This is a genomic window from Gemmata palustris (assembly GCF_017939745.1).
Classification (GTDB): domain Bacteria; phylum Planctomycetota; class Planctomycetia; order Gemmatales; family Gemmataceae; genus Gemmata; species Gemmata palustris.
In genome coordinates, this window is record NZ_JAGKQQ010000001.1 from 2,947,705 (window position 1) to 2,968,765 (window position 21,061).

General features: G+C 64.8%; 18 protein-coding genes. 9 read left to right on the plus strand and 9 right to left on the minus strand.

Annotation, left to right across the window (positions count from 1 at the left end):
* Positions 1 to 17: 17 nt before the first annotated feature.
* The 3 genes from J8F10_RS11995 to J8F10_RS12005 form a co-directional block, all read right to left on the minus strand.
* On the minus strand, positions 18 to 425 hold the full coding sequence (locus tag J8F10_RS11995; RefSeq protein WP_210652489.1) for an IS1 family transposase: 408 nt from the start codon (positions 423 to 425) through the stop codon (positions 18 to 20).
* Positions 422 to 691, minus strand: coding sequence for an IS1 family transposase (locus J8F10_RS12000; RefSeq protein WP_210652490.1), 270 nt, complete (start codon positions 689 to 691; stop codon positions 422 to 424). Before J8F10_RS12000 ends, J8F10_RS11995 begins: the two co-directional genes overlap by 4 nt.
* Before the next feature lie 201 nt (positions 692 to 892).
* Positions 893 to 2,326 (minus strand): cation:proton antiporter, encoded by a 1,434-nt coding sequence (locus tag J8F10_RS12005; protein WP_246523200.1) that lies wholly within the window; start codon positions 2,324 to 2,326, stop codon positions 893 to 895.
* 123 nt (positions 2,327 to 2,449) lie between these two features.
* Between J8F10_RS12005 and J8F10_RS12010 the strand changes: the two genes are divergently transcribed.
* Positions 2,450 to 2,701, plus strand: coding sequence for a hypothetical protein (locus tag J8F10_RS12010; protein WP_210654051.1), 252 nt, complete (start codon positions 2,450 to 2,452; stop codon positions 2,699 to 2,701).
* A gap of 9 nt (positions 2,702 to 2,710) precedes the next feature.
* The gene (locus tag J8F10_RS12015; protein WP_210654052.1) at positions 2,711 to 2,950 is read left to right on the plus strand and encodes a hypothetical protein; all 240 of its coding nucleotides are present in this window, start codon (positions 2,711 to 2,713) and stop codon (positions 2,948 to 2,950) included.
* Between the two features lie 194 nt (positions 2,951 to 3,144).
* Here the strand turns inward: J8F10_RS12015 and J8F10_RS40320 are convergent, their stop codons facing one another.
* Positions 3,145 to 4,071, minus strand: coding sequence for a putative zinc-binding metallopeptidase (locus J8F10_RS40320; RefSeq protein ID WP_210654053.1), 927 nt, complete (start codon positions 4,069 to 4,071; stop codon positions 3,145 to 3,147).
* Positions 4,072 to 4,232: 161 nt separating this feature from the next.
* Positions 4,233 to 4,619 (minus strand): hypothetical protein, encoded by a 387-nt coding sequence (locus J8F10_RS12025; RefSeq protein WP_210654054.1) that lies wholly within the window; start codon positions 4,617 to 4,619, stop codon positions 4,233 to 4,235.
* 111 nt (positions 4,620 to 4,730) lie between these two features.
* Between J8F10_RS12025 and J8F10_RS12030 the strand changes: the two genes are divergently transcribed.
* From J8F10_RS12030 to J8F10_RS12040, 3 genes are all read left to right on the plus strand, one after another.
* Positions 4,731 to 5,105 (plus strand): winged helix-turn-helix domain-containing protein, encoded by a 375-nt coding sequence (locus J8F10_RS12030; protein ID WP_210654055.1) that lies wholly within the window; start codon positions 4,731 to 4,733, stop codon positions 5,103 to 5,105.
* A gap of 44 nt (positions 5,106 to 5,149) precedes the next feature.
* Positions 5,150 to 6,130, plus strand: a complete 981-nt coding sequence (locus tag J8F10_RS12035) for a DUF1559 domain-containing protein (protein WP_210654056.1) — start codon at positions 5,150 to 5,152, stop codon at positions 6,128 to 6,130.
* A gap of 251 nt (positions 6,131 to 6,381) precedes the next feature.
* The gene (locus tag J8F10_RS12040; protein ID WP_210654057.1) at positions 6,382 to 6,723 is read left to right on the plus strand and encodes a hypothetical protein; all 342 of its coding nucleotides are present in this window, start codon (positions 6,382 to 6,384) and stop codon (positions 6,721 to 6,723) included.
* Positions 6,724 to 6,798: 75 nt separating this feature from the next.
* Here J8F10_RS12040 and J8F10_RS12045 read toward each other — a convergent pair whose 3' ends face one another.
* On the minus strand, positions 6,799 to 8,637 hold the full coding sequence (locus J8F10_RS12045; RefSeq protein WP_210654058.1) for an alpha/beta hydrolase family protein: 1,839 nt from the start codon (positions 8,635 to 8,637) through the stop codon (positions 6,799 to 6,801).
* 1,504 nt (positions 8,638 to 10,141) lie between these two features.
* On the opposite strand from J8F10_RS12045, the gene J8F10_RS12050 reads away from it, so the two are divergent.
* The 4 genes from J8F10_RS12050 to glmM all read left to right on the plus strand — a co-directional run bounded on the left by J8F10_RS12050 (position 10,142) and on the right by glmM (position 15,731).
* Complete coding sequence (locus J8F10_RS12050) at positions 10,142 to 10,360, plus strand: hypothetical protein (protein ID WP_210654059.1); 219 nt, start codon at positions 10,142 to 10,144, stop codon at positions 10,358 to 10,360.
* A gap of 644 nt (positions 10,361 to 11,004) precedes the next feature.
* The gene (locus J8F10_RS12055; protein ID WP_210654060.1) at positions 11,005 to 12,534 is read left to right on the plus strand and encodes a reverse transcriptase family protein; all 1,530 of its coding nucleotides are present in this window, start codon (positions 11,005 to 11,007) and stop codon (positions 12,532 to 12,534) included.
* 40 nt (positions 12,535 to 12,574) lie between these two features.
* Entirely contained in the window at positions 12,575 to 14,314 is a 1,740-nt protein-coding gene (locus J8F10_RS12060; RefSeq protein ID WP_210654061.1) for a TIGR02996 domain-containing protein, read from the plus strand.
* Between the two features lie 67 nt (positions 14,315 to 14,381).
* Positions 14,382 to 15,731: a phosphoglucosamine mutase gene (gene glmM, locus J8F10_RS12065; RefSeq protein ID WP_210654062.1), complete on the plus strand. Its 1,350-nt coding sequence runs from the start codon at positions 14,382 to 14,384 to the stop codon at positions 15,729 to 15,731.
* A gap of 135 nt (positions 15,732 to 15,866) precedes the next feature.
* Here the strand turns inward: glmM and J8F10_RS12070 are convergent, their stop codons facing one another.
* The 3 genes from J8F10_RS12070 to J8F10_RS12080 form a co-directional block, all read right to left on the minus strand.
* Positions 15,867 to 17,240, minus strand: a complete 1,374-nt coding sequence (locus J8F10_RS12070) for an outer membrane protein assembly factor BamB family protein (protein WP_210654063.1) — start codon at positions 17,238 to 17,240, stop codon at positions 15,867 to 15,869.
* A gap of 96 nt (positions 17,241 to 17,336) precedes the next feature.
* Positions 17,337 to 18,644, minus strand: a complete 1,308-nt coding sequence (gene hemL / locus J8F10_RS12075; RefSeq protein WP_210654064.1) for a glutamate-1-semialdehyde 2,1-aminomutase — start codon at positions 18,642 to 18,644, stop codon at positions 17,337 to 17,339.
* Positions 18,645 to 19,078: 434 nt separating this feature from the next.
* On the minus strand, positions 19,079 to 21,058 hold the full coding sequence (locus J8F10_RS12080; RefSeq protein ID WP_210654065.1) for a serine/threonine protein kinase: 1,980 nt from the start codon (positions 21,056 to 21,058) through the stop codon (positions 19,079 to 19,081).
* Positions 21,059 to 21,061 lie beyond the last annotated feature (3 nt).

Sequence of the window (21,061 nt, forward strand, 5' to 3'; positions counted from 1 at the left end):
AGGAACGGGTAGTGGCCCTAATGTCGGGATTCGTTGTACAGGCGTATGAAATACCACAAGGCGCCGAGGTGGTTCCTGGGGCACTTGGAGAACGTGAGAGTCTTGCGCACGAGTCGGGCGCATCGTTGTCTCAGGGTAAGCCAGAACCGTTCGATGTGGGCGGTGAGGCCCGTGTCCTTGCCCACGGGTCGATGCCGGGCGCGTGGGATCACGCCACGGTACGAGGCGAGGAAGTCGGTGTACACGGTGACCCCGGTCCGGTACCCGCGCGGGAGCGCGTCCCAGAGCCGTTGGGCCGTGGCTGCGGACCGGTCCCCGAGAACCATTGCGAGCACCCGCCGGGTGCCCAAGTCCAGGGCTACCCAGACCCAATGGACATCACCCTTGGAACCCACGAAGCTCCACAATTCGTCGGCCTCGATCACGACCGGGCCGCACTTTTTGGGGGCGGTCCCGGCTCGTGTGGGGTCTCCTGTCGATACAGCTCGTTGACGAACCCTTGGAGCCACGACCGGGACACCCCGACGGCCCGCGCGATGGCCCGGATTCCCATGCGCTCGGCCAACAGGCGCCGCACCAGATCCTTCGTGGCCTCCGGGACCGGTCCGGTCTTCGGGTCCGCAACGAACCGCCGGTCGCACCCCCGGCACCGGAACCCCGGAGTGCCCGAGTGGGTGAGACCGTTGCGCACCACATGGGTCGCACCGCACCGGGGGCACGGCGGAATCGGGGGACGAGGGGGTGTTGCGTCCAGCATCCCAACACTTTAGAGCAATCCCAACCGGTGGGCCACTACCGAGGAACGCCTCCAGTTCGAGGGGGCGAACCGGCGGGCGGCGACGGGCCGGGTCATTGGCACGCGGGTACTCGCCGGCAGCCGGAGGATTTATGGTCAGGAGGCCCCCTCCTCGGGCGCGGGAGGGACCAGCAGGCCGACGATCGGGCTGGTCATCGCCGTAGTGACGAGGGCCATGATTACCATCATGGCGAAAAGGGTCGGGCTGATTACCCCCAGGTCCAGCCCGATGTTCAGCGCGATCAGCTCCATCAGCCCGCGGGTGTTCATCAGCGCCCCCAGCGCGGCCGAGTCCCGCCACGACTGGCCGGTGAGCCGGGCCGCGATCATGGCCCCGCCGAATTTGCCGACCGTTGCCACGAGCACGATCGCCCCGCACCAGAGCCAGTCCCCCGCACTGCTGACCAGTCCGATCTGCATCCGCATCCCGGTGTACGCGAAGAACGCGGGCAGCAGCAGGACCGTGACCGGGTCCTTCAGTTTGGTGGTGAACTCCTTCGCGATCCGCCCGTCGTGCGGGACGACGGCGCCGAGGAGAAACGCGCCGAACAGGGCGTGAATGCCGATCGCCTCCGTCGCCAGGGCCGACGCGAGTACCGCCAGGAACGTGCCCGAAACGACCAGCGGCGGGAGCGGGCCGGGGGTCGCGTCGAGCCGAGAATTCAGTCGAGCGGCGAGCGGCCGGGCGACCAGCACCATCACCGCGACGAACAATGCGGCCTGCGCGGCGATCGCGACCACGCTCGAAACCTGCGACTGTGCGAGGCCGACGATCAGCGCCAGCAGGCACCACGCGGTCACGTCGTCGGCCGCCGCGCAACCCAGCGCCACGGTCCCCAGTTCGGTCCGCTCCATCTTCCGGTCGGTGAGGATGCGGGCCAGCACGGGGAACGCCGTGATGGACATCGCAACCCCCATGAACAGTGCGAAGTTCGTGAACGGCACTCCCGCCGGGGCGAGGGTCGGGTACAGCGCCAGGGCGAGCGCCGAGCCGAGGACGAAGGGCGCCACGATGCTGGCGTGGGAAACCGCGACAGCGGAGTGCATCTGTTTCCTGAGCCGGGCGGCGTTCAGTTCCAACCCGACCAGGAACATGTAGAGGACGACCCCGATCGTCGAGACGGCCTTGATCGCCGCGGGCACCTGTCCCTTGGGGTCCGCGGCGGCCGAGGGGATCAGGAAGTGCATCCCCTGCGGCCAGACGGCCCCGAGCAGTGACGGCCCGAGGACGATGCCGGCGATCACTTCGCCGATGACCGGGGGCTGGCCGACCCACCGGCAGAGGCGCCCGAGGACCGTCCCGAGGAAGATCACCGCGACCAGCGTCGCCATGACGTGCAGCACCACGTCCACAGGCGGGGCGGTGGACGTCGGCGCGGCGATGGCGGTCGTTGCGGGTGCGGTGAGATCGGCCCCCGTGCGGCACACGAGGGCGACCAGCCCGATTCCGGCGGCGAGCAGGGTGATGTAAGCGGCGGCACTGATCAGGGCGGAAGGCCGGGCAACGCGCAGCGTGTCTACTTGGGACATTGTGGTCTCCGAAGGAGCGTCCCGGAGATAATACTTGTTTGGACAAGTATCGTCCAGACGGGTATTTCCCGCCGCGCCGCTTCTGCTACGTTCCAATCCCGCCTCCCCTCCGGAATCGGCCATGTGTCGAATCGGCACCTGCCTGCTGCGCGCACTCGGTCGCCGCCCGTTGCGGCGCGGGCCGGCGACCGAGTGCGCGAGCCGATCAAGTACAAGACCGCAACGGCCGACAACGTCGCCGCAGCGCTCCAGAAGCAGATCGACGCCGGTAAAGTGAAACTCAAGTTCGTGGACGACCACGGCTACCTGCCGGCGACTGGCCCGACTTCGCCAAGCGGTTGCGGCGAGTCTTCGGCGGTGGTGCGGGCGGAATGAACGCGCGGGGTGAAGCCCTCGGAGGAGCACGACCTGAAGCGGTCGCGGCTCCACGCCCGGGGCGTCGATCTGAGCCCCGGCAACTGGTCGAATCCGCACGCCACGCGGCTGGCGAAGCGGTTGCACAAGTACGGAGCGGAGTTGCTGACGTTCGTGGAACTCGAGGGCGGGCCGTCGTCGAGCAACCATGCGGAACGGGACGTGCGTCCGGCTACTGATGCGGAAGGCGAGTTACGGGAGCCAGAGTGAGCGAGGGCCGCGACCCCGGGGTATCCGGACGAGCGTGTGCCGAGCGCTGGAGAACAGGGGCCGGAACCCACTACAAGCGGTCCTCGACGCCCTGCGGACCTCCGCCACCATAGGGACAATGCCCCGATGTCGGAGAAGGACCGTTCAGGAGGCTGAAGGGTTACTCCACAAGATTGTCGGAGAACCAGTTTATCTCAATCACAGCGCAAGAGCCGGCGGTGTGGTACCCGCAACAGGCGCCAGCGGTCTACCAAGCACGCGGGCCGACACGAACTCGACTCAGGAGCACACGAATCCGCCTTACTCCCGGGCGCGGCGTCCGCTCGATCGACTCTGCGCGCGGCGGTCCAAAAGCTCTCGTTCGCATCCGGGCAGAACCGGGCCATCAGCGCGCGCATGCGCTCGACCTTCGACGCGAGCACGCGGTCCGTCTTGATCCGCTCCTCGACGTAAGCCGAATCGACGATCATGTTGGCGAACACTTCGGCCTTGTCTTCCTCCACTCCGGTCGTCGAGTAGTGATTCAGGAACCCGGGCACGGCGCTCGTGAGCACGGATGTTGTGCTCGTAGTCTGCGCGTTCGCGCCGCCGGTCCCGTACATGAAGTCCCGCGGGTTCAGTGCCGCCCACCCCGCGTCCGAATAGAGCTGGCCGTCGTCCCGGTAATCGATGATGTGAAAGAACTCGTGGTGGATCACCTTCCGCAAGTACGTGCGGTCGCCCGCGCCGCGCTCAGCATCAAGGTACAGCGTGTCGTGCTCGAAATCGGGAACCGCGTTCCTGCGTTGACCGGCGAATGATAGCTCGGCACACAGAACGACGCGCTTGAGTTTCGACCGCGTTACCAGTTCGCGGGGGTAGAGGGTGAACTCGGAAATGAAAAGGGGAACGTAGCGCTCGCGGGCAGCGCGGTCCGGGCTCTTTCCGTCTATGGCGCCGTAGGTCGTCCGAACCGGAAACGCGGACTCGGTTGTGACCTCGATGCGGTAGGCTCGTGCGACCGCCTCCAGAGGGTCCGCTCCGGCGCCCGGTAGGGGATCGCGTGCGCGTGCGGCACTGGAAAGTAGCCCGAAGGCGAGGAGCGCCAGTGCGGGGCTCACACGGCGAGAGCGTTCGGTCACGTATTTCTTCCGGGCATCGGGAACAGTCGGGCTGGTACTACCAGCGTATCACGTCCCACTCGGCCCGGCAGCCACCGATCAAACGAACTCCTTGAGGCCCTCCGCACGCGGTGAGCCGAACGCACTTCACTGTCAGAAGCGAACGAGGCTCGGCTCGCGGATCAGGGCTTCTCGGCAGCAATCTGCTTCGCGTCGTCGACCTCGATCCGCGGTACCCCGTCTACCTCTTTCACCGTACCCTTTGCTGTGATCGTCTTATCTTTGAAGTGGTCAGCGGGGTCGGTGGTGCCCGCTTCCTTCAGACTCACTGCGCCCTTCCGGGTGATGACGACCGCGAAGTTCTTCTCGTCCTTGAAGTCCTCTTCGGCGTCGAGGTAGATCTCCCCGCGCTTTTCGAGCCGGTCCTTCGCCGTCTTCACCTTCATCTTGACGGCGATCTCCTTCCCCACCTGTTTGCGCGCTTCGACCGGGCCGAGCGGCTTCGGCTCGTCCGCCGCACGCGCACCAAAAGAAAGCAGCCCGACGACCAACAGACTTCGCACGATCACGTCACACCTCCACGCTTGATTCGCCGACACAACGACGTTGGCACTGCTAACCGTCGTGCCCCGCGTACCATGACGGGCAGTGCAACCGTCACGAATTTCCGAGGGTCGAGTATGCCCACTGATAAATCCCGATGGGGATTGAAGACCCGGATTTGGGTCGAGCGCGACGGCCGGAAAGTTCTCGGACCGGGGCGCGTCGAGCTCCTCGAACACATCACGCGCGAACAGAGCATCTCGGCCGCCGCCAAGAAGATGCAGATGTCCTACCGCCGGGCGTGGACCCTCGTTCAAGACATGAACGAGGCCGCGGGCGTCGCGCTCGTTGAATCCAGTACCGGCGGGACGGGCGGCGGCGGCGCGATTGTGACCCCACACGGGCACGAGGCGATTCGGTTGTACCGCGCGCTCGCAGCCCAGATCGCTCAGACGGTCGCGGGCGCTCCGCTCTCTGTTGATCCCCTGGCCGCGCCCGCGGCTTCGGGGTAATGTAGGATCGTTATTCCCGTTCGGATATAGCGCCCGAGGGTTCAATGCGCCGCGCGTTCACGCTGATCGAGCTCCTAGCGGTGATTGCGATCATTGCGATCCTCATCGGGTTGCTCCTCCCCGCGGTCCAAAAAGTTCGTGAAGCGGCCGCGCGGATGAAGTGCTCGAACAACTTGAAGCAACTCGGACTCGCGGCCCACAGCTACCACGGGGCTTATGAAAAGTTCCCGCCCGGGGTGAACCAACTGTCCTTCGCCTCCGCCCCGAAGTTCCGGGGCGTGACGCTGTTCGTGTACCTCGCACCGTTCATGGAACAGGACAACTTGACGAGGGACTGGAACCTGACCGATCCGCTCGTGAACACGACCCTCCCGGCACCGGGACCGACGGCGAAGACCGCGACACTCGTCCCGATCTTGCTCTGCCCCTCGGACGCGATCAACGGACCGAACCCGGTCGATTCCGGGAGCAACCGCTGGTACGCGCTGGCGAGTTACGGTGGCAACGGCGGGGGGCGGAGTTACGACCCGGCCGCCGCCACAAACGACGGCATGTTCTCCGTGATCGGGCCGGGTTCACAGACCGCGCCGACGGGTCAGCCGGTGCGGATCGGGGACGTGACGGACGGGCTGTCGAATACCGCACTGTTCGGCGAGCGGAGCCACACGGACACGAACAACGATAAGGCCGCGGCCGTGGTGGTTCCGCCGAGCGGTCAGTTCGTCAACCCGATGGGGAGCGTGGGGTGGTGGGCGAACTCGGGCGGGCGCCTCGCGGCCGGGGACGTGACGATGAGCGCGTTCGCCCCACTCAACTACCGCGTACCCGCGAACCCGCCGACCGACTACGCCGGGTTCTTCCCGCTCTACGAACTCCGGGTCAACTCGTTCGGGAGCCAGCACACCGGCGGCGCGAACTTCGCGCTCGGGGACGGGTCCGTGCGATTCGTCCGAGATTCCCTGTCGCAACCGATGCTCAAATTGTTCTGCGTTCGGAACGACGGACAAGTCGTGAATCTCGATTAACGGGGCCTCCGGCCGCCCGGCGCAGATGTGTCACGAGCGCGAATGAAGCTGGCGGCTCGCTTCGTCGAATCGCCTCTGTTGGCGGGTGATTCGAGTCCGCTCCTGAATTCGCGAGACCTCCGCCGCGCGTCTTCCAATCAATCCCACCGATTTTTTCACCCTTCTCGTAGTGCGGGCGCATCTGGGGTGTACCCGTTGGGCGGCGAACGCTAGGATCTTCCGCTTTCGCCGAGATCCGTTCGAGGTGCCGCGTGAGCAAGCACACGTACTTTTACACCGACCCGATTGCCGCACTGTGGATGGTCAAAACGTTCCGCATGAAGCTCGTCGCGGGCGCGTTCTGCCTCCAGCCGGAGAGCATTGATGCGTTCATCGAGCAATTCGGCCGGGGCGTTCGGCCCGAGCGCTTCGTGGTTCACCCCGACAGCCTGGCCGTACTGGACCCCAAAGCCGGGGACGTGGTCGAGGAAACGGGCGTGAAAACCAAAGTGAAGCGATTGGTCGCGAAGGACTTCCCGCTGACCGGGATAGGGTACCAGATCCTCCAGCGGGCCGGGCGCCCGTTCTTCGCCCCGGATCGAGCGGGAGCGTAATGCGTGGTCTGCGTTTTATGGTCCAGCGGAGCTGCTTTTCGGAAATGGGAGTGGCCCGACGCACCGCCTCCGCAATTACTCACTCCAGCGCAGGCGCTTGAACACCGGCGGTTTGTTCGCCGGGTTGGTTCCGTTGAGCACGAAGAACTCGACGCGATCCCAGTTCGGCAGGGCTTTCTTGGTCGCGTCGTGGAAGTCGCCCGCTTCCATACGAATCGTCCGCCACGCCCCTTCTCCCCTTTGCGGGAGTGTGATCGCAGCAGTGAACTCGGTCTGGTTCTGACCCGGAACGCGGTTCGTTAGCCGCACAGTTAACTTCTCCGGTACGTTCTCCGCGGGATAATCCAGTAGCAGGGACTTTCGCCCGGTACCGCGGAACTGCGGGTCGCCGATCTTGCGCGTGCCGAAGTAGTAGGGCATCGCCCCGCCGTACCCGAACGTCTTCGGATCGAGCGTGAACCCCCGCGCGCCGGTCGGCCCCGTCCACTCGGAAAAGAACGAGACGTCGCGACACGGGTCCGTGTTCGCCGGTACCCAGTTCCAATCGGTGGGCGCGTCCATCGCGTCGATGAGCAACTGGCGCTCGAGGGTCGGCTTTGCTCCCGCGATGTCGGCCGCGGCACGCTTCACCAGGCGCGAACTGATACGCGCGCCGGACTCGTAACTCACGTTGGCGAACGCGAACAGCACGTCGGTCGGCGCGAGGATCGGCGCCGGGGCCGTGAAGGTGTCCTTCACGCGCCTGACGACCCCCGCAGTGCGCCAGAAGCGCGTCGTGGGCCTGTCGTTGTTGAGGCAGTAGTACACGTCCACGCGCTCGACCTGCTCCGGGTTCGCGGGCACGACGCGGACTTCGGGGGTGCCTCCTGCGCCGGCCGCGAAGCCGAGTTCCGGTGTCGCGGGCCACTTCGCGGGGGTGCCCTTGAGGTGACAGTCCATGAATAGCGGCAGCGACTTCGCCTCGGCCGGTTCGATGTGGTGATCGTAGTTGGGCGAGAACACCTGACCGCGGTCCTTCGAGCCGAGCGTATCGAGCGTGCGAAACGCGAGGTCCATGCGCCCGTGCCCGTCGTTGGTCGCGCTCAGGTACAGGAGCGGGCACTTCACCCGCGGGGCGTGGGCCTCGGGCGCAATGAGCTTGCGCCACAATTTGAGATCGGCACCCGCGGGCGCGGCAGGGTCGGGCGGGTACTGGTAGAACTCCCACCCGCACCCGTAGATCGGCGCCGCGGCCTTCACCCGTGAATCGACCGACGCGACGCTCCATGTGAGCGTCCCGCCGACCGAGACCCCGAACACACCGAGCTTCTCCGCATCGACCTCGCAGTAGCGCTCGAGCAGCGTGAGCCCGCGACGCGCGGCGAGGGTCCAGTGGTACCACGGGTTGTGGCGCGGGGTCGGGGTCATCTGGGTGCCGGCGCCGATCTTCAGCATGTCGGCCGGCACCTTTCCCCAGTGCGTGTAGTGCTCGCGCTTGTACCCCGGTCCGAGTTCCGGGAGGTTGGTGTTGCCGCAAAAATCGAAGCTCAGGCACGCGTACCCTCGGGCGGCCCAGAAGCGGGGCCAGTCGCGCACCGCCGTCTGCCCGCCGCCGTGGATGTGGAGCACACCGGGGATCTTCCCCTTCACCTTGTTCGGGCGCCCGAGGTAGCCGAAGATGCGCGTCGTCTGCCCGCCGAACTCCTCGCCATTGAAGTAGATCGCGTCGACGGTGAGATCGCCCTCGTCCCAGCTCTGGACGACTTCAATTTCGAGTGGCAGGGCGCGCGGATCGAACCCGGCCCACAGGTCGTCGATGGTTTCGACCTTCGGCTCCTTTGTCGACGGGGGCGCGGCCGGTTCACCGGAACCCGCGGTGGGAACCAGTGCCGCTACAAGCGCCACGGAGCAGATCAGACGAAGCACGGTTCGCATCTCCGACTCCTGATTACGCGCGGGTTAGCACCCACTTCTGCAGAGTAATTCTTTCTCGATCATTGTGAGCACCTCGAATGATGCAGTTATCTGCCAATGTGAGTCAACAGCCCGTCCATACCCGAAGAGCGGAACGTGAGGTAGCCAGTGAGGTATCACATGAATATCTTTAGCGACATTATAAGCCTCGCCCATACGGTCCCAGATTATTTTCGTTTAGATACCAGTTTTTGCCTCACTAAATTCGAAGAGAGCGGTCACAATTAAGACGAATTGACATCCCGCGCTCCATTCCCATAAAACGCCGAGTCCCAGGGCGCAGTTTTTGCCCATTATCTGTGAATCCTCCCTGCGAAATGACCGCTCCCAGAAGTGCGGGAACAGCCGACGCTCCGAGATGTTGCCCATTCCGAACTCATCCAGCGCGACAATGGTACCCGCTCCCACGGAGACGACCGTTCTCCTCACGCGATTGGGTTCCAGGTTGTGTGCGATCCCCTTGTAGACGTGGTGGGAAGCATGCGCCCGCTTCCCGCGGAACCCGTTCCGGGAACGCCGCCGGTCGTCCGCGGACTAGCCGTCATCCGAGGGGCGCCGGTCTCGGTGGTCGCTCGGTCTCTTGGTCGGCGCGACCGGGGCAGCGCCGACCGGGCGTTATGTTCTTTTGCACCTCGGCGAGCGGAGGGTTGCCATCGCAGTAGACGGGGTGCTGGGCGTGCGTCGGCTGGACGGCTCAGCCCTCCGCAAACTACCCCCCCGCTCCTCCAAACTTCCGATCTGGAACTCATAACAGGGATCGGGGTGCGAGACGAGCAGTTGCTCTTCGTCCTCCAAACCGCGCGAGTTGTGCCGGACGAGGTTTGGCGGACCTTAGAGCTGAACGGGGCGGGCGAACGATGAACGCGCCGGATCGGGAACTCATCGACCGATTTCGGGACGCCGTGGCCCGGCGGTTCGGCCTCCAATTCGACGACAACAAACGAGATTTCCTCGCTCTGAACCTGTGTGTTACCTGGGCGAGACATCTCGTGAGTTGATTGGCTCGCAAAGACACTTGAAACTGGGAAGTTACGCTCGGCTGATGTCGGAAAAGACGGCACTTGGTGGAGATACCCTTCGTTAGAGCGTCCGTTACAAAGCGCCCGGCACCCGGATTGCGTGAAAAAAGCACGTAGGACCGTGCCGGGAGGAGATCAAATGAATTGCCGCGTGTGCGGAACGGAAATGGAGCCCGCTGCCGTGGGACCAGACGAGCAGGCCATCTGGATGTGTACGAACGGCGCCTGCATCGCCCACCACCGGGGGCGAACGTGCCCCGTGTGCGGGAGCCTGGTGATGATCGTTGCGACGAGTAGCCGGGGGGAGCGGACGTTGACCTGTAAACACGACCACAGGTGGCGGGACGAGGCTCATCAGAAAAAGGGACTCGAGTTATCGGCCCGCGAGTCCGAGGAATAAATGTGAGCTACAGTTCGGGCAGCAATCCTCCCGAACGGCGCCCACCATGTTTGAAACGCAGACAGAACCAACCCTTCCGTACTTCCGCACGGGTGATCGCGTCCGGCACCGGGGGACTGAACTCGAAGGTGTGATCGTCCGCGAGTGCGGGCCGCACCACGAGATCCCGATTCGCCAATATTGGGACGTCAAATGGGACCGTCCTCCGGCCGGGTTCGCGCGCCCAATTTCGGCGGAGGATCTGGAACTGATCGATGGCCCGTGACCCGGTGCGGACGATGTCCATCGGCCACAACTGCGGGCATTCTCGCAGTTGGAACCACCACCGAGTAAGTGTTAGTTGAGGTGGGGTGTAGCACCGGGTTTGTAATCAGGCGCCGGTTCGGCGCTGGAACTGGGAACCCACGGCGCCGATGGGTTCGGTCAACCGCCCGACGTGTCGACCGCGGATCGAAACGTCCGCCCGGAGCCGGAGCCCGACTCGAACTAAGGGAGTGCGGCCCCGGCGCGAACGATACCGGGCAACTCGTCGGGACGTTGCTGAGCTTGGCGTTGGGTGCATTGTTCGAGCGCTCCCCGTGCCTGCTCCATCGGATCGAAGTCCACATAGGGGTCGGGGCCGCCTTCACCGTAAACACGGTGGGCGACGATTTGGCCCTACGGGTGGGCCTGTTCCTCCAACGCCGCGCGTTGCTCCGGTGACGGCTTGCGCTTCGCCATCGGCCATCCGGCTTTGCGCTTGGGGCGAACGCCGGGAGTGAGTTGCACCATTACATTGTAGTTCAGCACAACACGCGCGCAAACCCGGTCCTACACCCCGGACGCGCTCCGTTCCGCTACCGACGTTGACACTTCGCGAGCCGTCGGCCACTATCCCTCCACCGCGAGCGGGCCGAGCACGATGGCAACATGGTTCGCGAGAACCGTGTCCGCCATCGCTCCGGGGTTACCCCGGAGACCTTTTATCACTTGGGACTGCAGGCGCGCGACAGCCCGGGCGCTTCCACGCCCCCGATGTCGCGCGGGACGGGACTCGTCGACCCGCTCGCGGCTCTCACGTTCACGGACGAAATGAGCACCCAGCAACGATTCGTGCGAAACCTCGCGGCCGGGATGCTCGCGGGCGAATGGACCGCTGCCGGACTGCGCGAGTCCGCCTATCGTGCAACCGGCCACACCTTCGCGTGGGCACCGGCACTCGCGAAGCGCGTCCTCGAAACACATTCAACCGCGCCCCCCTTCCCCACACTCCTCGCGGTTCTCACGGCCGATGCCGGATTTCAGCGGGCATTCGCTGCGCTCGCGTCCGACCGAAACGCGGACGATCGCTTCCCCGTGTGGCACCTCTTTCCGGTTCCCACACCTCCCCCATTGCCGCGCCCAGAATGGGCAAAGGAGCTCCCCGATCTCCCGAACGAACCCGCGCTCGCGGAGTGGCTCGGCGTGCCGCTCGAGCGCCTGCTGTGGCTCGCGGACCCGAAGGGCCGCAATACGGGACACCGCCCCGGTTCCGTGCGCACGTACCGGGCGCGATGGGTGCCCAAAACTCACAGCCGGGCACGGTTGCTGGAGGTTCCAATACCTGCGCTCATGCGAGCACAGCGGAAGGTACTCGTCGGCTTGCTGAATTCCGTACCATCACACCCGGCCGTACACGGGTTCCGGGTTGGTCGATCCGCAATCACGAACGCAGCCCCACATTGTGGGCGAGCAGTGGTGATCCGCTTCGACCTCGCGGATTTCTTCCCCTCGATCCCGGCCGGGCGCGTGTTCCGAATGTTCCTCACGCTGGGCTACCCCGAAACAGTCGCACGGCTCCTCGGGAGTCTGTGTACCACGCGCCTCCCGACCAAAGATTGGAACGCGCGCCCCAACCCGCGTACCGATAGCGCGGAATACCAAACGCGAATTCGGCTCGCAACCCGCCACCTACCACAAGGCGCGCCGACCTCGCCCGCACTCGCGAACTTGGCGGCCCACCGACTCGATCGCCGACTCGCGGGCCTCGCGTCCGCGTGCGGAGCCACTTATTCGCGATACGCGGACGATCTGACGTTCTCCGGTGGTGAAGACGTGAGGCGCTCCGCGTCGCGGCTCGCGCGCCGAGTGGCACTGATCGCGGCAGAAGAAGGCTTCACATTGAATCGCGGAAAAACGCGCATGCAAGGCCGCAGCGAACGGCAAACCGTGACCGGCGCGGTCGTGAACGTGCGGCCGAACATCCCGCGTGCGGACTTCGATCTGTTGAAAGCGATTCTCACGAACTGCGTGCGCCACGGACCCGCGACCCAAAACCGCGCGAGCCACCCCGACTTTCGTGCGCATCTGGCGGGACGAATCGCGCACCTCGCGTCAGTGAACCCGGTTCGCGGGCGAAAGCTGTGGGCTACCTTCGACCGCATCGCGTGGGACGCTGATTCCACCCAGTCGGGCCAATAGGATGGTTAAAAAAATCAGATCGTTCGCCAGGAACCGCCCAATGGCACGCAAACGCGCCGGGAAGAATGAGCGCACTCAACAGACCGGTCCCGAAATGACCGCTGAAGAGCGAGCGGAACTTGACGCTCGGCTCGCACACATGCTCCACGCACCACTCAAGAGCGATCTCGGCAACGGGCGATTCTTCTTGCTGTGGGCAGCGCGCGACGAGAACAACAGTGTTCGCACACGTATTTGGAACCCGGAGACGGAACAGGAATTACGAGAGGCCAATTTCTTCTACGACGCGGCCCACGGTCTTGGGGCGTTCACCAAGCGGGTCGCACGGGGCCAGACGGTGCGCCGAAGTGCTACCGAAACGGCGCTCATCAACGCGATCCTCCGGAGCCGCGACGACGAAAACGGCTACCTAGTGTACGCGGACTACCTAACCGAGAACGGCGATACTCAGGGCGACTTCATCCGTTTGTGTACCGAAATGCAGCGACTGAAGCCTGATGCCCCGGCGCACGAAGCGAAGAATGAACGAATTGCCGAATTGGTCGACGCACACGCCGAAGAGTGGTTCGACCCCCTCGAGGTGCTCGGCCTGCGGCCGCAATTGGTCGGCAAATTCGCGCCGTGGTTGTGGCTGTCCGACAAGTACGGCGTTATTGATGCGGTGGCAGTCGACCGACCGGGGCTGTTGCCGGGCAACGCGAATCGGCTCTTCGCCGCGGCGCCGTTTCTGCGAAAACTGACGTTCGAGAAGGGGCACGTCGCTCCGGATCTCGGGAAAGTCAAGCAACTGACACAGATCGAGGAACTGAACTTCACTCACGCGGACCTGACAGCAGAAGCCCTTGAGAAGATTGTTCGCTCGAAACACCTCACCGGTCTGAAGGCCCTGCACCTCTACGGTAATGAAATTGGTCACGCGGGTGTTCACGCACTCACCGAATGGCCGGGGCTGGGGCGCCTCGAAACACTCGATCTTACCAGATGCGACACCGGCCCCGAAGCCGTCGTGGAACTCGCGCGGTGCGAAAACACGTCACACATCACGCGCCTCCGACTCGGTCACAATTCGATCGACGGCGACGCGGTTCGCGCGGTCCTCGGTTCCCCCCACCTCGGCCGCCTCATCGAACTCGACTTGGCGGGAGCGGACTTCGACCACGTTGCCGCGTTTCATTTCCACACGTCCGCTTCCTCCAAAACGCTGCAACAAATCGATCTGGACTCAGCAACGTTCACGGCACTCGCGTTCGGGCACTTTACGCGGTGCCACCTTCCCGCGCTCGAATTTCTCAAGTTGAATAACGTCCGACTCCGCGCGCAGGAGGCCGCGTACCTCTCAAGTGCGGCATTCGCCGGTACGCTTACGGCTCTCTTTTTCGATAACTGCGGATTGGGCGCAGCAGGTGCCCAAGCTCTCCTTGAAAGCACGTTCCCGACGCTCGCAACCCTCGACCTGTCGCGCAACCGACTTACGAACCGTGGCGGCCTTGCACTGGCGCACGCGGCACTAAGCCTCCCCGCACTCACCTCGCTGAAACTTTGGGACAACAAACTGGGTCCGTCCGCGATCACCGCCCTCGCCGAGAGCCCGCTCCTGGCGAACCTGACGGAGCTCGATATCAACGACAACAAAATCGGCCCCGCCGGTGCAACGGCGCTCGCAAAATCACAGTACCTGAAGCACCTCAAAACGCTCACCGTGGACGAAAAGACGGTGGGCATGAAGGGGAAATGGGCGCTCCTTGACCGATTCGGCGAGAGCGTAATCGGTTGGAGGTAGCCGCCCGTCGCTATAACACCTTCGGCCCGGTTCGCTCGTTCCAACTGTTTTCCCAGGGCGCGCTACTATGGCGGTTCCGTCCGATTTGATCGTGTCCGTGTCCGGGATTCGCGGGATCGTTGGCGCCGGGCTGACGGCCGAAGCCACGGCGCGATTCGCCGCCGCGTATGGCTCTACCGCTGCGGGGAAGCGCGTGATTCTGTCGCGCGACGGTCGGCCCAGTGGCGAAATGCTGCGCCACGCGGTCGTCGCCGGGTTACTCGGTGCCGGCTGCACCGTGGAAGACATCGGCATCGCGCCCACCCCGACGTGCGGGTTCGCGGTGCGCCAGATGAACGCGGCCGGCGCGATCCAGATCACCGCGAGCCACAACCCGGCCCCCTGGAACGGGCTCAAGATGTTCGGCGCGGACGGAGCCGTACTCCCGGCCGAGACGGGCCAGGCCATTCGCGCCTTGTACGAAACCGGGGACTTCGCGCGGTCCGCGTGGGACGGTATCGGGAGCGTCAGCGTTCCGCCGGACGTGAGCGCCGATCACGCCCGCGCGGTGCTGGATACGATCAGCGTCGCGGCGGTCGCGGGCCAGCGGTTCCGCGTGTTCCTCGACGCGAACGCGGGCGCCGGCGGGCCACTCGGTACGCGGCTGCTTTCCGACCTCGGCTGCGACGTGATCCAGTACGGCTGCGACCCGACCGGCTTGTTCGCACACGAACCCGAGCCGACACCGGCCAACCTCGGCGACGTGGCCCCCTGGGTGCAGCAGCACGAATGCGCGGTGGGGTTCGTCCTCGACCCCGATTCCGACCGGCTCGCGCTCATCGACGAGACCGGGACGTGCGTGAGCGAAGAAGCCACGCTCGCGCTCGCGGTGAAGTACCGGTTGCGGCAGCAGCCCGGGGCGGTGGTCGTGAACATGTCCACTTCGCGCATGAATGAGGACATCGCGATCGCGGCCGGGTGCCCGTTCTACCGCTCCGCGGTGGGCGAAGCGAACGTGGTCGGCCTCATGCGCGACACGCACGCGGTCATCGGCGGCGAGGGGAACGGCGGCGTCATCGACCCGCGCATCGGCTGGGTGCGCGACCCGTTCGTCGGGATGGCGTTCATTCTGAGCCTGATGGCCGAAGAGAAGAAGCCGTTCTCGCAGCTCGTGGCCGAGCTTCCGAAGTACGCGATGCTCAAGACGAAGTTCACCGTCTCGCGCGAGCGCCTGCCGGATGCGCTGACCGCACTCGAAGTGCGCTGGCCGGACGCGCGGGTCGACCGCATCGACGGGTTACGGCTCGACGGGCCGGACTGGTGGTTGCACGTGCGCGGGAGCAACACCGAGCCGGTGGTCCGTGTCATCGCCGAAGCGCCCACGGCCGAGCGCTCGGAACAGCTCTGCCGCGAAGCCGGCGCGGTCGTTACAGGTTAATCTAGTTTCGAGTTCCTTGTAGCGAGCCGCCCGCGCCCTTGCGGTCGCGGCTCGTTCAATCCGTTACGACGATCCGGAACAAGACTAAATGGATTGTCGAAACACGTGCCGCTCGCGCTGCGAGCGGCACGCGGACTACGGCCGCACGTCGAAGCACAGCACTTTCTCCTCGTCCCGAACGTACAGCAGACCGTTCACGAGGGTGGGCGTCGCCCAGTTGTTCTTCCCGCTCAGCACCTTCGGGATCTTCGCAACCAGGTTGAACTCCTTCGGGTTCGCATCGACCAGGCACAGGTCGCCGCGCTCCGTTTGGAGAATGAGGTGGTCGCCCACGAGGATCACGCTCGCCTGACCGCTCTCGGCCCACTCCCAATCCGGCACCCCTTTACCAGTCATGAACTCGATGCACTTCAGCCCACGGTCGCCGCGCGTGCCGTCGACGCCGAACAGGTGCTTGTCCTTGAACACGCCCGTCGCGTGGTGGCTCTGGAACGCGCGCCCGCGGTTCTCATACACCTTCACCAGCTTCACTTCGTCGCCTTGTTTCTCGGCCCGCAACAGCCCGCAGCCCATCCCGTAAGCCGACGAGATGAAGACGTACTCGTCGTCCACGATGACGGGCGTGGCGATGTTCCCGCTGAACTGGGTGGCCCACTTGAAGCTGTCGGTCACCGCGCCGTCGGCGGCGCGCACGGCCAGGAGCGCGTCCCCCAGGAACGCGAACACTGTCGCTTGCCCACCAATGTTCGCGGCGATGGGCGAACTGTAGCCCGGTGGATTGGAACCCGCCCGCCACTTCACGGCGCCCGAGTTCTTGTCGAACGCGACTACCGCCGCGTCCTTGCCTCCGGGTTGCACAATGACCAGATCACCGAGGACGAGCGGCGAACACGCCACGCCCCACTGTGGCATTGGCGCTTGAAACTCGGGAATCAGGTCGTGTTCCCACTTCACTTTGACCGCTCTGCCTTCGACCTCGAGCACGAGCAGTTTGCCGGATCCGCCGACCGTGTACACCGTGTTCCCGATGACCGTGGGCGTGGCCCGCGGACCGATGGCGTAGGTGCTGTCGTTACCGGCTTGCCCGGCTTGGTAGGCGTAATCCCAGACCGGTTTACCAGTCTCTGCATCAATGCACACGACGCGCTCGGTCCCGCCCTGCCGGTCCTGAACGTAGAGCCTCCCGCCGACGACGGCACACGACCCGTACCCGCCGCCGATCGGTTGGCGCCACAACTCCTTCGGCTTCTTCTTGTCCCAATCGGTGCGGAACGACCCGACCGGTGCGACGCCCGCTCGCGCGGCCCCGCGCCACTGCGGGTACCCGGTCGCGGCATCCGCGGCCGCGGGGTTGCGCAGCGGGGCGCTCATCGCGCGTTCGAGTTCAGCGGGGTCGACCGAGCTGCGCGCGAACAGCGACCGCACCCACGGGCTTTGGTACGCGGCGAACCCACCGATCCCCAGAATCGTGGTGATACCGATGATGAGAACAAGGGCGCGGGCCTTCATGATGCTCCCCGATCCGGGCGAGACGAAGTGTGAACGCGGGCGAGTTCCGCGCGCCGAAAAGTAGTGCGCGAACGGTCCGCGTGCCCGCGGAAACTCTCACCCTTTGGCGACGGCTTGAAAGCTCTCCGCGCCGGCCTGAATCGTCGTCGCAATGTGCTCGTCGGTCATCGCGCCGCACGTGAACGCGGCCTCGAACTGGCTGCACGGCAAATACACGCCGCGGTCCATCATCTCCCAGAAGAACCGGCCGAACCGCTTCGTGTCGCTCGTCTTCGCGGTGTCGAGGTCGCTCACGGGCGTATCGGTGAAGAACAGTGTCCACATACTGCCGACGCGGTTGAACTGCACCGGCACGTTCGCGCTCGCGGCGGCCTTCAACAACCCCTCGCCGATTCGCTTGCTCTGTTCTTCGAGCCGCGGGTACGGCGGATTCACTTTCAACTCGTTCAGAGTGGCGATCCCGGCGGCCATCGCGACCGGGTTGCCCGAGAGCGTACCCGCCTGGAACACGGGACCGGCGGGCATGATCTTCTTCATGATGTCCGCGCGCCCGCCGTAAGCCCCGACGGGGTACCCGCCGCCGATGATCTTGCCGAAGCACGAGAGGTCCGGCTTGTCGCCGAGCAGTTCCTGCGCGCCGCCGTACCCGAGCCGGAACCCGGTCATCACTTCGTCGTAAATGAGTAAGGTGCCGTGTTTCTGGGTGAGTTGTCGGAGTTCACGGTGGAACTCGGCGGTCGGCGGAACAAGCCCCATGTTGCCGACGATCGGTTCGAGGATCACTCCCGCGATCTTGTCGCCCTTCGCGGCAAACACCTCGGCGAGCGCGGCGGTGTCGTTGAATTTCAGGACGATCGTGTCCTGCGTGCAGCCGACGGGAACGCCGGGGCTGTTCGGGACGCCGAGCGTGAGCGCGCTGGAACCGGCGGAAACGAGTAGCGAATCGACGTGCCCGTGATAGCACCCGGCGAACTTGATGACGAGGTCGCGCCCGGTGAACCCGCGCGCGAGCCGGATCGCGCTCATCGTCGCTTCGGTGCCGCTGGAAACGAACCGCACCATCTCCACCGACGACACCGCGTCGATCACCATTTCGGCGAGCCGCGTTTCGAGTTCGCACGGTGCGCCGTAACTGGAGCCGTTCTTGAGCGCGGCAATGGTGGCCTCGACCACGGCCGGGTGGCAGTGACCCAGAATCATCGGCCCCCACGAACCGATGAAGTCGAGGTAGCGATTACCGTCGAGGTCGAAGAGGAACGGACCGTCGGCGCGGGCGATGAACAACGGGCTGCCGCCGACCCCGCCGAACGCGCGGGCCGGGCTGTTCACGCCACCGGGGATCACCGCTTTGGCACGTTCAAAGGCCGCGGCGCTGGCGGGGCGGACGGTGGAGAGATCGAGCATTCGGTTCGTTCTCGCTGTCGGTAATCAACGCACTCAGAAACCGGAGAAACGCGGACGGTTTCGACGTCCTGCAAAGAGTAGCCTCTCGCTCCCTTTGCGGTCGCGGCTCGTTCAGGCGCTACGCGGATCGAGACTAACATTTGCTAACATTTTGGCCCGAGCCGTCGGAGAAATCCCGTCTACCAGAGTGAAACCCTACGATTCCCAGCTTGTAGGCGGTAACGCCCCCCGTCGGCCCACGGCCACCGGCTAACAAACGCTAACATTCCCGCCCCACCCGCCCTGTTCGTGGGTGACACTTCGACGCGCCCTCGCGAATGAAGCTATTTCACCGAAATATTATATCAACTAGACACGTGTTCAAAAATACACAAGTCGCAATTCGTCCACATTGCATATTCTTGTGTGTTGGGTGCGGTCGGCAACTACTGGAACTAGGATTTTTTGGGGACCGAGTCCGCGATCTTGGCGGCGCGGGTGACGGCCTCTTTCACCTTCTCGTCGGTCTCGTCGTCGTACAGTTCGGCGATCTCGCGGCACTCGGTCCGAACGGTGCGCTCCCAGACGAGGCGATCCGAGCTTTCTGGGTTCTTCTTCACGTCGTTCGCGGTGGCCTCGACGCGGTCCAGCAGCATCGTGAGGTTCTTGAGGCGCACCGCGACCGGGTCGCTCGCGCCCTTGTTCGTCTTGCTCTTCAGGTTACAGCCGAGCAGGAACCAGGCGTGCTTGTCGCTGTCCTTCTCGGTCAGCGCGATGAGCGTGTCGCACGTGCGCCAGGCCTTCTCCGGGTCGTTGTGTGTGGTGAGGCGCATCACCCGGAGCGCGATCGCTTCGGGGTTCCCCGTGTCGAACTTCAGCGGTTGCTCGTAGAGCCGGCTGCTCTTGATTTTATCCTGCAACTTCACGAACTCGGCGCGCGCGGCCTTGATGTCCTGCGTGCGCTTGTCCGCGACCCACCCCCAGAGCGCCTTCGGGAGCACCTCGTCGTTGACCGTAAACGGCAATTTCGCTTCTTCCGGGAACCGGCCCTTCACCTTCGCCCATAGCGCGTCGGCGAGGCCCATGTCACCGACCTTCTCCGCGTCGATGGCCTGCATCGCGTTATCGAAGGCGTCGGGGTCGTCGCCCTCGGTGGGCTTGCGCAGCGTGCGCGACTCGCTCCGGTTCGTCAGTTGCCGCTCGCGCTCGCTGACAATCGAGGCGCGGAAGGTCGTCGCGGCCCGGTCGACGAGTTCACCACCTTTGGAGCCGTGCGCTTCGAGGAACCGCTTCGCGGCGTCGACTTTCGCCGCGGGCGTGTCCGCCTTCTCGATGGCCGCGAACATCTTCTCCGGTCCCGCGGGCTTGAGCGCGAAGTACGCGCCGGCCGCGATCGCAAAAAGGATCGCGATGATCCCGACGGCGTGAACCCACGTTTGCTCGTGCAGCGGGACCGCGACCTTCTTCTTGACCTTTTTCTTCTTCCCGCGGAGCGCGCGGGCGGCCTCCTTGTCGGTCGCGTCCATCTTCTCGCCGGACTGATTTAGCGGCTTCGCCGTGCGCACCTGTGCCGCGGCGAGCCCGGCGCTCTTGCGCGCGAAGGCGTCGTCCTCGATCTCCCCGAGCATCCGCGCCACCCACGCCGCGTCCACCGGCCGCTCTTCCTTGTCTTTTTCGAGCAGTTGGAGGATGAGCGACTCGAACTTCGGCGGCAGTTCGTTCACCAGCTTACCGATGCGCGGGGCGCTCTCGTTCACGTGCTTGAGGAACATTTCGACGGTAGTTTCGGCGGCGAACGGCTTCCGCCCGGTGAGCAGCTCGAAGAACACGATCCCGAGCGAGTACAGGTCGGACTTGTTGCTCAGGTTGCGGTCGCCCTTGCACTGTTCGGGCGACATGTACGCGGCCGTGCCGATGGTGCTGTTCGCCCCGGTGAGGGCGGTCACGTCCGTGTCCTTCGCGATGCCGAAGTCGGTGAGTTTCAGCACGCCGTCGTGCGTAATCATCAGGTTGGACGGTTTCAGGTCGCGGTGGATGATGCCCTTGTTGTGGGCGTACTGGAGTGCCTCGGCCAACTGCTTGCCGTAGGAGACGACTTCCTCCCACCCGAGCTTTCCGCGGCGCGAGAGCACCCGGTCGAGGGCCTCGCCGTCGATGTACTCCATCGCGATGTACGGGTTCGACTTGTTGATCTTGCCGTGCGCGATGAGCCGGACGATGTGGGGGTGCCGGAGCTGTTTGAGGATGTTCGCTTCCCGCTCGAAGCGGGCCATCGCCCCTTCGTTGCCGAGCAGCCCGAGCGCCACAACCTTCAGCGCGACTGGAACGACCTTTTCCGCACTGCGGTGGAACTTCGCCCGGTACACGGTGCCCATCGCGCCGCTGCCCAGTTCCTTCTCGATTTCAAACGGGCCGATCTGCTGGCCGATCAGCATGGC